This is a genomic window from Leifsonia sp. AK011 (genome assembly GCF_013410945.1).
In the GTDB taxonomy this organism is placed as follows: domain Bacteria; phylum Actinomycetota; class Actinomycetes; order Actinomycetales; family Microbacteriaceae; genus Rhodoglobus.
In genome coordinates this window covers 2,792,178-2,807,292 of record NZ_JACCCH010000001.1, presented here as the reverse complement: position 1 = coordinate 2,807,292, position 15,115 = coordinate 2,792,178, and the positions used below count along the sequence as shown (strand labels likewise).

The window sequence follows — 15,115 nt, the reverse complement described above, 5'->3', positions numbered from 1 at the left end:
GCTCCTACAGTTCCTGGGCGAAGTTGCCCTGCAGGCGGGTGAAGACTCGGTGGCTGATCGCCAGGAACACGAGTCCGATGAGGAAGGCGATCACCATCCTGAGCAGCAGGAAGTCGGGCGTCGGGAGGCCGTCTCCGCCGATCCAGAAGGCGCGCTGGAACCCGAGCACCGCGAGGGTGATCGGGTTGTTGGTGTAGACCTCGAGCAGCCAGGGAGCACCCAGGCCGCCGACGATGGCGTCACGCACCATGCCCCACGAGTAGACGATCGGGGATGCCCACATGAGCACGAGCAGGACGACCTCGAGGAGGTAGCCGATGTCGCGCAGGTAGACGTTCCATGCCGAGAGCAGGAGCGCGAAGGCAATTCCCCATACGAGGAGAACGGCGAGGCTCGGGAGCACGTAGACGATCTCCCAGTGCCACGGGATGCGACCGAACACGATGGTCGCGAGCAGGAGGATTCCCAGCTGGATCGCGAAGTTGAAGAGTGCGGAGCCCACGCTCGCGAGCGGGAATACCTCCCGCGGCAGGTAGACCTTCTTGATCAGACCGCTGTTGCCCACGATCGACGAGGTGCCGCCAGCGACGATCTCGCTGAAGAGCATGTACGCGGTGAGGCCGGTGAAGACGTAGATGGCGAAGTCGGGGATGCCCCGAGCCGCGCCGAGGAAGTGCCCGATGACCACGTAGTAGATCGCGATCTGCGTGAGCGGGCGCGCGAGGGTCCAGAGGAACCCGAGTGCGCTGTCCTTGTACCGGGACTTGAGATCGCGGCGCACGAGGAGGTTGAGCATCTCGCGGTGGCGGAAGATCTCACCGAGCTGCCGGAATCCAGCCGTTGGTGTGCGACCGCCGGCACCGACGCGCCGGAAGGGCTCGCGCTCCAGCATCGCAAAGCGTTCCTGCGCGTTCATCTGTCCATGTCTCTCGTCGGGCAACGCCCCAGTATAGCTTTGCCCCCTTGTTAGACTGCCTCGGCGATACCGCCAGCGCATCGAGAGGACAGCAATGCCCACCGTGAGACCCGGCGTCGTCTCCGTCGTACTCGTCAATTTCCGAGGCACGGATGACACGCTCGAGGCCATCCAGCGGCTCGGCGAGCTCGAGTGGCCGGCCGACCGACTGGAGATCGTCGTCGTCGAGAACGGGTCGGGGGATGACAGCGCCGAGCGTATCGCCGCCGCTGCACCCCACGTCACCCTCCTCGTCTCCACCACGAACAACGGCTTCGCCGGTGGCTGCAACCAGGGGGTCGCGGCATCCTCCGGCGAGTACATCGCCCTGCTCAACAACGACGCCAAGCCGGATCCGCAGTGGATCGCGGCCGCCGTGGCGCGTTTCGAGGAATCCGACAGGGTCGGTGCGGTGGCCAGCCGTGTCCTCGACTGGGAGGGTGAGCTCGTCGACTACATCGGCTCGGCGATGACCTGGTACGGCATGGGCTACAAGCCGTTCACGGCCGAGCGCATCCCGCGCACGCCGGATCACTCCCGGGACGTGCTCTTCGGCACGGGCTCCGCGATGTTCGTGCGCCGGAGTGTCTACGAGGCTCTCGGCGGTTTCGACGAGCGCTACTTCATGTTCTTCGAGGACGTCGACCTCGGCTGGCGCCTCAACCTCGCGGGCTATCGGTTCGTGTACGAGCCGGCCTCCCTCGCCTTCCACAAGCACCACGCGTCGATGTCGGCGTTCGGTTCGCACAAGGAGACCTTCCTGCTCGAGCGCAACGCGCTCTTCACGCTCTACAAGAACGCCGGGCAGGCGGCGCTCGCCGACCTGCTGCCCGCCGCCCTCGGCCTCTCCATCCGCCGTGGAGTCACGCGCGGCGAGCTCGACTCCACGGACTTCGACCTGCGCAAGGGCGGCAGCGACGAGCCGACGATGGAGTTCCCGACGCAGACGGTCGCCGCGGTCTACGCGATCGACCAGTTCGTCGAGGAGCTGCCCTCCCTGAAGGCGTCGCGCGAGGAGATCCAGCGCACCCGGGTCGTCTCCGAGGCGATGATCTGGAGCCTGTTCGGCCAGTACGACGCCCCGATCATCCACGAGAAGAAGTACCTGCAGGGCTACGAGAACCTCGTCGAGGCGTTCGATGCGGCATCCCCCCGCCTCACCAACCGCGTGGTGGTCGTCACGGGCGACCCCATCGGCGCCAAGATCGCCGGTCCGGCCATTCGTGCGTGGAACATGGCGCTCGCGCTGTCCGCTGCCAGCGAGGTCACCCTCGTGAGCCTGTCGGGGGTCGAGCAGGTGGATGCGCCGTTCCGGCTCGTGCACGTGGCATCCGGCAACGACCGCGAGTTCTCGAAGCTCGAGTCGTGGGCCGATGTGATCGTCTTCCAGGGGTCGGCGATGTCGGTCTTCGAGTCGCTGCGGAAGTCGTCGAAGGTGATCGTCGTCGACATCTACGACCCCATGCACCTCGAGCAGCTCGAGCAGGGTCGCGAACTCGGCCCGGCCACCTGGCACGCCCAGGTGGAGGGTGCAACGGAGGTGCTCAACGAGCAGCTCGCTCGCGGTGACTTCTTCATGGCGGCGTCCGAGCGGCAGAAGCACTTCTACCTCGGCCAGCTCGCGGCCCTCGGCCGCATCACGCCGACGACGTACGACGGCGACCCCGACTTCGACGGGCTGCTGTCTGTGGTGCCGTTCGGCATCCCCGGCGAGGAGCCTGTGCACGAGCGCGATGTGCTCAAGGGCGTGCGCCCCGGCTTCGGAGTGGACGACAAGGTGTTGCTCTGGAGCGGGGGGCTCTACAACTGGTTCGACCCGGCGACGCTCATCCGTGCCGTCGCCACGGTGGACAAGCGTCGCGGTGGTGTGCGCCTGTTCTTCCAGGGCACGAAGCACCCCCACCCCGACGTTCCCGAGATGCGGGTCGTCTCGGAATCGCGCGCGCTCGCGGCCGAGCTGGGCGTTGCGGACAAGGCCGTGTTCTTCAATGATTCCTGGGTCGACTACGCCGACCGCCAGAACTACCTGCTCGAGGCCGACGCTGGCGTGAGCACGCACTTCTCGCACGTCGAGACGACGTTCTCGTTCCGCACGCGCATCCTCGACTACCTCTGGGCGGGGTTGCCGATGGTGGTCACCGACGGGGACCACTTCGCCGACCTCATTCGTGCGGAGGGCCTCGGCATCGTTGTTCCCGCCGAGGACGCGGATGCCCTCGCCGACGCCCTCGAGACCGTGCTGTTCGACGAGCAGTTCGCGGCCTCTGCGCGGGAGAACATCGCGCGCGTGCGTGAGCGGTTCCGCTGGGACGTCGTGCTGGAGCCTCTCGTGAGGTTCATGGCCGATCCGCGGCACGCGGCCGACTGGACAGGTGACCCGCGACCCTCCCGGCCACAGATCCGCTCGCGACGTCGTTCCGGCCTCGCCCACAACGTGCGCCAGACACTGTTCCACCTCCGCCACGGAGGGGTGCGGGTCGCCTGGAGCAAGGTGCGCTCGAGGCTCGGGTTCGGCTCGTGAGCTCGGCGGAGCCGCCCGCGCCGTCGGCGCTGACCGTGAGCGTCGCGATGGCGACGTACAACGGTGCCGCCTACGTGGAGGAGCAGCTCCGCAGCATCCTGTCGCAGTCCCACGCTCCCGAGGAGCTCGTCGTCGCCGACGACGGTTCAACGGATGACACGCTCGCGATCGTTCGCGCGGTGGCGGAGGAGTACCCCGGCACGCGGCTCGTCGTGCTGGAGCCCGGCGCCAGGTCGCTGGGCGTTGCGGGAAACTTCGCGCGGGCCATAGGGGCGGCATCCGGCGACCTCGTCGCCCTGTCGGACCAGGATGACCGCTGGCACGAGGGGAGGCTCGGGGAACTCGTCGCGCGTTTCACCGTCGACGAGCAACTGCTGTTCCTGCACCACGACGCCGAGCTCGTGGACAGCGCGGGGGCACCGCTCGGCCAGCGCCTGCTCGATTGGCTGCGTGCGAGCGTCGAGGAACGCCGGGCGCTGGTCGCGGGCCACTCCTTCGGCGTCTACATCCGCCGGAACCTCGCGACGGGCGCGACGGTCGTCTTCCGTCGGCGCCTCGTCGACACGGCCTTCCCGATCGGTGATGGCTGGATCCACGACGAGTGGCTCGCCGCCGTCGCCGCCGCCCTCGGTGGCGCGCGGCTGGATGAGCGCGCCCTTGTCGACTACCGCCAGCACGGTGGCAACCAGATTGGGGTCGCGCGGCCGACGCCCGGCCACCTGATGCGCCGCATGTTCGAACCGCGCGGCACTCGCTACGAGTGGCTGGCGTCGCGGTCGTCCGCGCTGGTCGAGCGGCTGGAGGGCATCCCGCTGTCCACGGAGGTGCTCGAGCTCGCCCGCGCGAAGCAGCGCTTCGAGACCGCGCGTGCGCAGTACCCAGCGCGCCGTCTCGCGCGCGTGGCCCCGGTGCTGCGGCAGAGGCGGAACTACCCGCGGCTCTCGAGCCAGGGCAGCCTCGACATCCTGCGCGACCTGCTGCACGGTGCCTGAGCCCTCCGCTGTCTCACGAGTGTGAGGTACGCGACCCCCTCACCCCGCGGGAGGGCCGGGCTGCTTGACCCCCACGCTCCAGATGAACTCCGGCACCACGCCGTTGACCGACCAGTTGCCGAGCTCGCGGGCCTTGAAGATCCAGGGATTGTGGGATGCCACCGCGCGGGCGTTGCGCCAGTGCCGGTCGAGCCGCTTCGACCCGCTGATCGCGGAGGCTCCGACGGTGTCGAAGAGTCGGGTAGCTGACCGGGTGACGAGCTCGGAGAGCACGATCTGAGCCTGCGCGGAGCCGAGTTCGGCGGCGACGACCGCCTCGATGGCCTCAGGGCTGTCCCGGTCGCCGGAGAGGTCGACAGCGTGCTGGACCGCGCGCGCGACCGCCTGCACCGATGCCCGGGCCACCGCCGCGGCGGCGGAGATCTCACCCACGATCTGGAGCACCTGCGGGTCATCGTGCGTGCGGGCGGCCGTTCCGTGGCTGTACACGCGTGTTCGCGATCGGATCTGCTCGCCGGCATCCCGTTCCACGGCAGAGGCTATGCCCGCGAGAACGCTCAGGAGCACGAGCTGGTAGACGGCGGTCTGGTAGCGGAAGCGCGCATCGAACGCCGCGACATCCTCGGGGTCGACCACGGCACCGTCGAAGACAGCCCCTCCCGTGCCCGTGAGGGGCTGACCGAAGCCATCCCAGTCGTCCTGCACGACGACACCGGGCTGATGACGGGGGATGAGCACGGTGACGGTGGTGTCTCCCTGCGTGGCCGTCGCATCGATCCAGTCGGCGAAGATGCTGCCGGTCGTGTAGAACTTGCGGCCGTCGACCCGAAGCTCCCCGTCTTCGGCTGTGGACACCACAGTGCTGTTGGTGCCGAGCGCACCGGAGCCCACCTCGCTCCAGGCGTTGCCCACGAGCTCGCCGCCGGCGAGTCGTCGCAGCCACCGCTCGCGCCTGTCGCTCGGGGGAGAGGAGATGAGGTCCTCGACGTAGGCGATGTGCCCACGGAAGATCTGCGGGAGGTTCGAGTCCAGGGCGGCGAGCTCGACGAGGAGTTCCGCGAACTCGGGCCAGTCCAGGCCGTCGCCGCCGAACTCCACCGGGATGCGCAGGCGACCGAAGCCCGCCTCCAGCAACGCCGCGACCTCGGCGTAGGGCAGGGTGCGCGTCCTCTCGCGCTCCACGGTTCCAGCACCGATCCGGGCGAACACGGGCTGGAGCCTCGCGCGTGCGTCTGCTGCGCTGGCCATCAGGTGTACAGCGAGATCGGCTGGAGCTGGCCGTTGAGCTCCCACGCTCCGACCTCCAACTTCTTGTAGTCGACGGGGTCGTGCAGCGAGTGGGTGCGCACGTTGCGCCAGAACAGGTCGAGACCGATCGAGCTCCTGGCCGAGCTCGATCCGGTGATCTCGAAGATACGGTTTGCCACCTCGATACCGACCTCGGTCGCAACCACCTTGAGCTTGGCGATCTCGATCTCGATGCGTCCGCGATCCTCGGGGGTGGTCGCCGCTCCGAGCGCGACCGTCTCGTCGAATCGGCGCCCCGCACGGTCGGCCAGCGCCTCCACGGCGGCGATGTGGGAGGAGAATTCGCCGACGACGCGCTGGATGAACGGGTCATCCCGGTAGGTCTCCGCCTGGCTGAGGAACCACGCGTTCTTTCGGGCGCGGGTGAGCTCAAGGCCCTGCGCGAGCGCGCCCTCGGCGATACCGAGGTAGATGTTGCCGAACGCGAGCTGGATGCCCGGGGTGATGAGATTCGCGAAGGGCTCCGCGCTCAACTCGCCGAGGATGTCCGCTTCAGCAACGGCGACCGCGGAGAAGCGCACCGAGCCGCTCGCGGAGAGGCGCTGGCCGAGGGCGTCCCAGTCCCCGAGGTACTCGATGCCCTCCCGGTCGTGGTCGAGCACGGCGAAAACCTGGCGACCGTCGCGCGCCCCGCCCTTCACGAGTGCCGCTGCGAGCACGACGTCACCCGCCGAGGCGCCCGTCGAGAATCGCTTCACGCCGTCGAGTCGGTATCCGTCACCGTCGGGGGTGAGCACGAGGTCCGGGTCCACCGGGTTGACCGAGTCACCCCAGACCCAGTGGCCTGACACGGTGCGGCGGTACCAGTCGGGCTGCGAGACCGGGTCGGCGGCGAAGCCGATATTGGCCGAGTTGATGTAGTGGTACGCGAGCACCTGCGCGACGGATGCATCGGCACGCGACAGGATCCGAACTGCACGGAACGCGGTCTCCCAGTGGCCGCCACCGCCCCCGAACTCGACGGGGTGGAGCAGGTCGACCAGGCCGGCGTCGCGCAGGAGATCCAGCTCCGTCGTCGGGTCGAGATTGCGGCGGTCCCGCTCGAGCGCGTCGGTGGCGAGTTGTGCCGCGACTCGTTCAGCCACGCCGCTCCAGTGGGCCAGCTCCTCTGTCGGCGCCGTGCCGCTCCAGTAGCTGCGGGAGGTGGTGGCGGTCATGCGTTCTCCTGTCTGTTCTGTGTGTTCTCCGCGCGAGGTGCGTTCTCCAGCGGCGACGGGCGTTCGTCGTCGAGTGTGCTGGGCTTGTCGGCGTACGCGCCGCGGTACGCATGGGCGGGGTGCCACTCGGGGATCACGGGTGACCCATCGCCGCGCAGTCGCCCGCGGAGCGTGCCCCCGGGGTACTCGTCCCACATGAGACCGCGCGCCCGCAGCTCGGGGACGGCGAGTTCGATGAAGTCCTCGAACGTGCCGGGCGTCACCACGTAGGCGAGATTGAAGCCGTCGATCCCACCCACCTCCACCCAGCGCTCGAGCTCGTCCGCGACGGTCGAGGGGCTTCCCACGATGACCGCACCGATGCCCCCGATCCCGACGTAGTGGGCGATGTCCCGCGGCGTCCACTCGCGTTCGGGGTCGGCGGTCGTGAAGATCGAGAGCGCGGAGCGCGCGGCATCCGTGTCCACGTACTTGAGCGGAACGTCTGGGTCGAACTGCGAGAGGTCGAGGCCAGACCATCCGCCGTAGAGCGCGAGTGCGCCCTCGAGGCTCACGTACTCGCGGTACTCCGCGTACTTCGCCTGCGCCTCCTCATCGGTGGGCGCGACGATCACGGTGGCCAGCGTCAGGATCTTCACTGAATCGCGAGGGCGTCCGAGTGCTTCGGCGCGGTTGCGGATGTCGTCCGTCGCTTTGCGGGTGATCTCCGGGCGCAGGCCGTTGATGAAGATCGCCTCGCCGTGCCGAGCAGCGAACTCGCGACCGCGCGGCGATGCGCCGGCCTGGAAGATCACCGGGGTGCGCTGCGGGCTGGGCTCGGACAGGTGGATGCCCGGGACCCTGTAGTACGAACCCTCGTGCGAGATGGGGTGGACCTTGGCCGGGTCGGTGAACACTCCGGCCTCCCGGTCGCGGAGCACCGCGCCATCCTCCCAGGACCCCTCCCAGAGCTTGTAGCTCGCGTCGAGGAAGTCCTCGGCGACCTCGTAACGGTCATCGTGCCCGAGTTGCTGGTCGAGCCCGAGGTTCTTGGCGGCCGAGTTGAGGTAGGAGGTGACGACGTTCCATCCGATGCGACCCTTCGTGAAGTGGTCGAGCGTCGAGAACCGCCTGGCGAGCTGGTAAGGCTGGTCGTAGGTGGAGGCGACAGTGACACCGAAACCGAGGTTCTCGGTTGCCTGGGCCATCGCCGAGACCTGGATGACGGGGTCACCGAGAGGCACCTGCGCAGCGTCGACGAGAGCGGGGGCGGCGGAGTCGCGGTACACGTCGTAGACACCGAGCACGTCGGCGATGAAGACCGCGTCGAAGGTCCCGCGCTCGAGGAGCCTGGCGAGGTCGACCCAGTAGTCGAGATCGTTGTACCGGTCCGCCTGGTTGTCGGGATGGCGCCAGAGACCGGGCGCCTGGTGGGTGACACAACTCATGTCGAAGGCGTTGAAGATGATGCGCCGGGTCATGTCGGAGGCTCCTTGGGTGCGCGGTCGGGCTGTGATCGTGTGCACGCTAACCCGCACCGGAACGGCGTGCGGGCGGGCTCGTAACGGGGCGTCGCAGTTCGTCACCCTGGCCGGTCGACGCGTAACAGTGCGTCGCCCTGCGACACGTCAGCACGGCAGGCCGCTGCCGACTTTTAGCATGACGGCGTCCTCACAGCAGATCCGCTGTTTCACACCAAGGAGCACTCATGACCACCCGAACCACGCAGCAGGCCAGGCGACGCAGGATCGTCGCGGCGACTGCATCCATCGCCTCACTAGCCCTCGCCCTCACGGCGTGCGCGGCGCCGAGCGACGGCGGGGAAGGTGCCGGTGACGGCGACTTCTCCGGCCAGACGCTCAGCGCGCTCCTCATCACGTCCCACGAGGGTGCAGCGAACTGGCTCAAGGAGAACTTCGAGGCGGAGACGGGTGCGACCGTCGACCTCACGATCGTGCCCTACGACGAGATCGGGTCCACCCTCGCCCTCGACCAGCAGTCCGGCGCGAACACCATCGACGTCGCGGCTCCCTGGTACGTCTCGATCGGCGACCTCGCCGCCGGCGGCTCGATCCAGGACCTCACCGACTGGATCGACTCCACCCCGTCGCTGCAGACGGATGACTTCATCCAGTCGATCTACGACCCGTACACGCTCGTCGACGGGCGGCGCTATGGCCTCCCGTTCGACGGAGACACCCACGTGCTCTTCTACAACAAGGAGATCCTCGAGCGGAACGGCATCACCGAGCCACCCGCCACGTGGGACGAGTACCTCGAGGACATCAAGATCATCACGGCCAACGAGAGCGCGAATGGTGTCTACGGCTCGGCGATCTTCGGCCAGAAGTCCCCGTTGATCCTCGGTGCCGCCTACGCCAACCGCCTCGCTGGTTTCGGTGGAACGTTTGTGGACGAGGACGGCAAGCCGACCATCAATTCCCCGGAGGCCGTCGCGGCAGCGCAGGCGCTCGTCGACGCCGTGCCGTATGCGTTCCCGACTCCCGCCGAGACCGACTTCGGCGTCGGGAACGGAGCCTGGTACGACGGCAAGGTCGGGTTCATCGAGAACTGGACCGACCTGGGTGTCGGCTCCGAGACGAACCCCGACTCGACCGTCGCAGGCAAGTGGGGCGTAACGACACTGCCCGTCGGTGGCGACAACACGGAGCCCCGGGCATCCCTCGTCGCGGGCTTCACCTGGGTCATCGCAGCCAACACGGAGAAGACCGACCTCGCGAAGGCGTTCATCGAGTTCGCTGCATCGAGCGAGGTCAACTCCGAACTGATCGTCGCGGACCCGCAGACGGGAATCGACCCGAACCGCAAGTCCTCGCTCGAGAGCGACGCGTACGGCGAGAAGTACCCCGAGCTCCAGAACGTGAACCGCACGACCCTGTCGGGATCGCTCGCCTGGCCCACGGGTGAGAACGCCACGCAGGCAGCCCAGATCCTGACTGATGAACTCGCCAAGCTCATCGCCGGCGAGGGCGGAACCGCCCAGGAGACACTCGACCGCGTGCAGGCCGAGTGGGAGAAAATCCTTGGCTAATGCCACCACAACGGTGCGCCCGCGCCTGTCGTCCGGCTTCGTGCCGCGGCAGGCGTGGGCGCACCGCCTGTACATCTCCCCGACGGTCCTGTCGATCGTCGTGCTCGGTCTCTACCCCTTGCTCTTCATCCTCGCGGCCGCCTTCAGCGACTCGACACTCGGCAAGCCATTCCGCGAGTGGGTGGGCACCGAGAACTTCGGGGTCGTGCTCGCCGACGGTGACATCGTCGCCTCGTTTCTCCGAACCGTGCTCTACGCCCTGTCCATCTCGATCGTGAGCGTGGTGCTCGGCGTCGTCATCGCGGTCTCCCTCGACCGCGCCACCCGGTCGGGATCGGTCGTGCGAACGCTCCTGCTGCTTCCGCTCATCACGCCGCCCGTCGTGGTCGGCACGCTGTGGAAGCTCGTCTTCAACCCCGGCGGGGGGCTGCTCGACACGCTCCTGCGCGGGGTCGGTGTGGAGGGTGCATCCGTCGCCCCGCTGTCGTCGACATTCTGGGCTCTTCCCGCGATCGGACTAGCGGATGTCTGGCAGTGGACGCCACTCGTCACGCTCCTGGTCTACGCGGCGCTCCTGACCCAGGACGGCGCCGTCCGTGAGGCGGCCGCGCTCGATGGTGCGCACGGCTTCGGGCTCTTCCGGCACATCACGTGGCCGGCAATCGCGGGAACGGTTGCCGCCGTGTTCTTCGTTCGCCTCGTGATCGCCCTCAAGGTCTTCGACCTCGTCTTCATCATGACCTCGGGTGGGCCGGGCCAGGCCTCGACGACCACCTCGTACGTGATCTACCAGGTCGCCCTCAAGGAGTTCGACGTTGGTCGGGCCTCCGCCATCACCCTTCTCTTCGCGGTCGTCGTCACTCTCGTCACACTTCCGGTCGCCGCGCTCGTCAGGAGGCTCTCCCATGACTGACACCAGCCCAGTCGCACGGCCCCGCTTCGCCTTCCAACACCGCTCCGTGGTGGCCTACGCGGTACTCGGAGTCGCGCTCCTCGGCACGGTCGTGCCCCTCGCGTACCTGTTCTCCGTCTCGCTCATGGGGCGCGACGAGACGGTTTCGGGGATCCTCTGGACGCCCGACCCGCAGTGGTCGAACTGGGGTGACGTGCTGGGGTCGGGCATCCCGGCATCCATCGGCAATTCGCTGCTCGCCGCGCTCGGCGGTGCGCTCATCACGCTCGTGATCGCCCTGCCAGGGGCCTGGGCGATCGCCCGGTTCCGCGCCGGTGGTCGAACGCTCGGCGCGACACTCATGAGCCCGTGGCTGCTCCCTCCGATCGTTGCCGTCGTGCCACTGCTGACGCTCCTGCGCATCGTCGGGCTCAACAACACCGTGCTCGGTCTCGCTCTCGTCTACGCGCTGGCGAATGCTCCCGTGGCCGTGTGGCTTCTGGAGGGGTTCGTGCGTCGTCTGCCGATCGAGATCGAGGAGGCCGCGACGCTCGACGGCGCGGGCCCGTTGCGCACGCTCGTCTCGGTCATCGCGCCGCTGCTGCTCCCCAGCATGATCGCGGTGGGGATCATCGTCGCGATCCTGAACTACAACGAGTTCCTGCTCGCGACGTTCCTCACGCAGAGTGCGGATGCCCAGACCTTCCCGGTGGCCCTCTCGCTGTTCTACGGCGATCGCACGCCACACTTCGGCAAGATCGCTGCCGCGTCGTTCATCGGTGTGATCCCGGTCTTCGCTGCCGCGGTGTTCTTCCAGCGCTGGCTCGTCGGCGGGCTGACGGGCGGTGCGGTTCGGTAGGGGCGGGGCCGTCGCTCGACTCAGTCGAAGCGCGGGTCGCGCACCGAACTGCGGCGGCGCGAGAGGCGCCACCCCGCTGGTGTGCGCACAAATACGTCGCGATAGTCGCCGGAGATCGGCGGCCCCTCGTTGGAGAACCCGATGAACTTGCTGCGCACTCGCGCGGTGTCCTCGTCGACCTCCTGGATGAAGATGTTCGTCGAGTGGTGCGAGTAGACCTTGCGATTGCGAAGGGCTGACTGGAGTTCGATGACGCCGTTCAGATTGGGCCGCCCGAACTCGCTGAAGTCGAAGACGAAGTCGTCGGTGAACACGAGGTGGGCGCGATCCCAGGCGTTGTCGTCGACGACATGGCCGTAGATGGCGATGACCTCCTCGATCTCCGCGCGGTCCGACCTCGTGAGCATGATCCCTCCTGACACTTCGACGGTACGTGGGAGACGCGGCGATCGTGGTGCGCGCCTGTAACAGCGCGCAACCTGGCGACACAGAGGGAAAGGTTGGGGCAGCGGCGAGGGTTAGCGAGGCACGGATGCCGCGGCATCCGTCTCGACATCGTCCGCCGTCTCCACCGCGGTAGGGGCCGTCAGCGCCCAGCGCCAGCCCAGTGCAGCCGTGCCCGCGGCGACGACCAGGAACGCGAGCAGCACGGGGACGATACCGCCGGGGGGCTGCCATTGCGGTTCCAGGATCATGGCGAACCACGACCCGCTCGCACCGACCGTGTAGCGCTGCATGGCCGTAGTGAAGGCGAGGACCTGGCACACCAACCAGATCGCGGCCGCGATCGTGGTGAGGATCACGAGCGTGCGACGGGGAAGGCGGGCGTAATGGTCCGCGAGGGCGATGCCCAGCCCCACGATCGCGATCACCAGCACGGGGAGTGCGTAACGCCCCTGCCAGATCCACCCGCCCGAGGTGATGAACGCGCCCTGCACGAGCGCAGGCACGAGGGGAACCATCACGATGAGGGCCAGGGCGAAGAGGAGCTGGCGGCCGCGCAGGATGGCCACAGCAGCAACCACGAGCGCACCGAACAGCAGGCCCCACAGAGCGTAGACCTCGGTCGGCGCGGCGGTGTCGAGCCAGCCGAAGACGCCGATCATCTCGCGCAGGTGCTGGCCGAAGCGCAGCATCATGAGGGCGAACCCCTCGAGGGGGGATGACCCGGCATAAGGAACCTCGGGGGCCTCCCCGCCCGCCTCGGAGGAGGTCGCCACCGTGTTCGTCAGGCGCAGCCAGAGCAGCGCCACGGCCGCGCCCACGACGACGACGGAGGCCGAGATGATCACGGGTCGGCTCCGCACGAGCGACCGGATTTGCTCGCGCGAGGCGAGGATGAACGGGACGAGAACCGCGATGGCGACCCACAGTGGCGAGATCGCCCTCGTGTTGGACGCGATGACGCCAGCGACGGCGATGATCGTCGCGCGTTGGGTGAGCAGCGCGGGGTCCGGCCTCACGATCACGGCGGTGACGGCCGTGAACGCCGTGAGCGTGGCCGCGACCTCCAGAGCATTCGGATTGACCGACCCGGTGAGGAACAGCACCATGGGCGTCATGGCCGTGCCGAAGGCGATCACGGGGAGGGTCCGCGCGCGCCACCCCGCCAGGATCATCACGGTCAGGGCGAGGAACACGCTCACGAGAACACCGCTCAGGATGCGCATCGCGTAGATGCCCCCCGCGTTCTCGAACACGAGACTGGGGGCGCCCACGAGCACGTAGTACACGGGGTTGTAGCGACCCGCGGTCGTCGTCGATTCGACGAGTTCCGTGGTGTCGCCCGGCGCATCCTGGATGCAGGCTGCCGTCACCTCCGCGTTGAACGCCGCGCAGGTCTGCGCGTGGGTCCACGCGATGTACTGCGGCACGTCCACCAGGGCGCCCTTGCCCTCGTCGGCGTTGTTGAACGCGCCGCGAACCACGGAGGCTGCCTTGATGATGTGGGCGGGCTCATCGGGGGATGCCGCGAGGGGAGTTGCCACGGACCACAGGGCCGCCAAGGCCGAGAAGAGTACCCACGTCACGAGGAAGACGACCCACGGGCGCGGCGACGTGGAGCGGGCGGGCATGGCTTCGATAGTACGCGGATAGGCTGAACGGCATGCCCAAGTCCGGCCTGCCCGTGCTGCTCGGTGCCACAGCGATCGCCGGGGTTACGTCGTACCTGGTCACGTGGCTGGTGCCCCGGGCGATCGGGTTCGCCGAGTATGCGACGTTCGCGGCCTTCTGGGCGGCCCTGTACCTCGTGGTCGGTGCCCTCTACGGTCTGCAGCAGGAGGTGACGAGGGCCACCGGCGCGGTGGAACCGGGGAGTGCCCACGTGGTGAACCGGGCGCGCAACGCCGGGCTCGCGGCATCCCTTCTCACCTTCGGGGTGATCCTCGCTACCGCACCGCTGTGGGCGGATGCCGTGTTCCCGGGCCGCGGCTGGCTTCTCGTCCTTCCCTTCGCGGCGGGGACCGCGAGCTACGCGATCGTCGCCGTGCTCGCCGGAACCCTGTTTGGCCTGGCCCGCTGGCGCGAGGCTGCGGCCCTCGTGCTCGCCGATGCCCTGCTGCGACTGCTGGCCGTCGGCGTCGCGCTGCTCTTCACCCACGATGTCGTTGTGCTCGCGTGGGCCGTCGCAGCCCCGTTCCTTCTCGCGGTGGTCGTGCTGTGGCCGTTCATCCGCTCGCAGGTCGTGGGGCGCGCGCAGCTCGATGTCGGCTACCGGCAGCTCGCGTGGAACGTCGCCAGAACCATCACGGCCGCGGCATCCACCGGAATCATGGTCAGTGGCTTCCCCCTCATCTTCACCCTCGCGACCGCGGGGGAGCAGCCTGCCCTGGTGGGGATGGTCGTGCTCACCGTCACCCTCGTGCGAGCCCCGCTCATCGTGGTGACGATGTCGCTGCAGGGGTGGCTCCTCGTGCAGTTCCGCGATGCGCATGTCGCCGGTCGGCTCGCGCGTATTCTCGGGGTGCTCGCCATCGGGGGAGTCCTGCTCGGTGTGGCCAGCTGGTTGCTCGGCCCGACCATCTTCGCGTGGCTGTACCCGGGGGAGCCGGTGCCCGGGGCCTGGTTCATCGCTGTGCTCGTGGCATCCTCTGCGGTCGTCGCGGCGCTCTGCGTCACGGGTGCAGCGGTGCTCGCGCGCTCGCGCCACCACATCTTCACGGCAGGGTGGGTGACGGGAGCACTCGTGACGATCGCGACCGTGTTCCTGCCGCTTCCGCTCGAGGTGCGCGCGAGCATCTCGTTGCTCGCCGGCCCGCTCGGTGGCCTCGCCGTGCACCTCGGTGGCCTCGCCGTCAGTCGGCGCGACAGGCGGGGCGATGGCGATTCGCAGTCGTCCCCGGAACAGTGATCGTGCCAGACTGGACCGGCATTCCGCATCCGGCCATCGAGGCCGCAG

General features: G+C 68.3%; 12 protein-coding genes. 6 read left to right on the top strand and 6 right to left on the bottom strand.

Annotated elements, in window-relative coordinates; all coding sequences use genetic code 11:
• Positions 1-4 precede the first annotated feature (4 nt).
• On the bottom strand, positions 5-916 hold the full coding sequence (locus HDC94_RS13605; RefSeq protein WP_179499115.1) for an ABC transporter permease: 912 nt from the start codon (positions 914-916) through the stop codon (positions 5-7).
• Between the two features lie 94 nt (positions 917-1,010).
• Here HDC94_RS13605 and HDC94_RS13600 point away from each other — a divergent pair, with 94 nt between their 5' ends.
• Together HDC94_RS13600 and HDC94_RS13595 are read left to right on the top strand one after the other, a co-directional pair.
• Positions 1,011-3,476, top strand: coding sequence for a glycosyltransferase (locus tag HDC94_RS13600; RefSeq protein ID WP_179498458.1), 2,466 nt, complete (start codon positions 1,011-1,013; stop codon positions 3,474-3,476).
• A complete protein-coding gene (locus tag HDC94_RS13595) occupies positions 3,473-4,468 on the top strand; it encodes a glycosyltransferase (protein ID WP_308495732.1) in 996 nt (331 codons plus the stop codon). The genes HDC94_RS13600 and HDC94_RS13595 overlap by 4 nt, the downstream gene beginning before the upstream one ends.
• Before the next feature lie 39 nt (positions 4,469-4,507).
• Here HDC94_RS13595 and HDC94_RS13590 read toward each other — a convergent pair whose 3' ends face one another.
• From HDC94_RS13590 to HDC94_RS13580, 3 genes are read right to left on the bottom strand one after another with little or no spacing between them, the layout of a single operon-like run.
• A complete protein-coding gene (locus HDC94_RS13590) occupies positions 4,508-5,716 on the bottom strand; it encodes an acyl-CoA dehydrogenase family protein (RefSeq protein WP_179498456.1) in 1,209 nt (402 codons plus the stop codon).
• Positions 5,716-6,933, bottom strand: a complete 1,218-nt coding sequence (locus tag HDC94_RS13585) for an acyl-CoA dehydrogenase family protein (protein WP_179498454.1) — start codon at positions 6,931-6,933, stop codon at positions 5,716-5,718. Before HDC94_RS13585 ends, HDC94_RS13590 begins: the two co-directional genes overlap by 1 nt.
• Positions 6,930-8,393, bottom strand: coding sequence for an LLM class flavin-dependent oxidoreductase (locus tag HDC94_RS13580; protein ID WP_179498452.1), 1,464 nt, complete (start codon positions 8,391-8,393; stop codon positions 6,930-6,932). Before HDC94_RS13580 ends, HDC94_RS13585 begins: the two co-directional genes overlap by 4 nt.
• 227 nt (positions 8,394-8,620) lie before the next feature.
• Here HDC94_RS13580 and HDC94_RS13575 point away from each other — a divergent pair, with 227 nt between their 5' ends.
• The 3 genes from HDC94_RS13575 to HDC94_RS13565 are packed head-to-tail and all read left to right on the top strand — an operon-like array spanning position 8,621 to position 11,715.
• On the top strand, positions 8,621-9,964 hold the full coding sequence (locus tag HDC94_RS13575; RefSeq protein ID WP_179498450.1) for a sugar ABC transporter substrate-binding protein: 1,344 nt from the start codon (positions 8,621-8,623) through the stop codon (positions 9,962-9,964).
• Entirely contained in the window at positions 9,957-10,877 is a 921-nt protein-coding gene (locus HDC94_RS13570; protein WP_257021672.1) for a carbohydrate ABC transporter permease, read from the top strand. The genes HDC94_RS13575 and HDC94_RS13570 overlap by 8 nt, the downstream gene beginning before the upstream one ends.
• The gene (locus HDC94_RS13565) at positions 10,870-11,715 is read left to right on the top strand and encodes a carbohydrate ABC transporter permease (RefSeq protein WP_179498446.1); all 846 of its coding nucleotides are present in this window, start codon (positions 10,870-10,872) and stop codon (positions 11,713-11,715) included. Before HDC94_RS13570 ends, HDC94_RS13565 begins: the two co-directional genes overlap by 8 nt.
• A gap of 20 nt (positions 11,716-11,735) precedes the next feature.
• On the opposite strand, the gene HDC94_RS13560 is transcribed toward HDC94_RS13565, so the two are convergent.
• Complete coding sequence (locus HDC94_RS13560; RefSeq protein WP_179498444.1) at positions 11,736-12,122, bottom strand: nuclear transport factor 2 family protein; 387 nt, start codon at positions 12,120-12,122, stop codon at positions 11,736-11,738.
• 111 nt (positions 12,123-12,233) lie between these two features.
• Positions 12,234-13,790 (bottom strand): DUF2142 domain-containing protein, encoded by a 1,557-nt coding sequence (locus HDC94_RS13555; protein WP_179498442.1) that lies wholly within the window; start codon positions 13,788-13,790, stop codon positions 12,234-12,236.
• 32 nt (positions 13,791-13,822) lie between these two features.
• Between HDC94_RS13555 and HDC94_RS13550 the strand changes: the two genes are divergently transcribed.
• A complete protein-coding gene (locus HDC94_RS13550) occupies positions 13,823-15,067 on the top strand; it encodes a lipopolysaccharide biosynthesis protein (RefSeq protein ID WP_179498440.1) in 1,245 nt (414 codons plus the stop codon).
• Positions 15,068-15,115 lie beyond the last annotated feature (48 nt).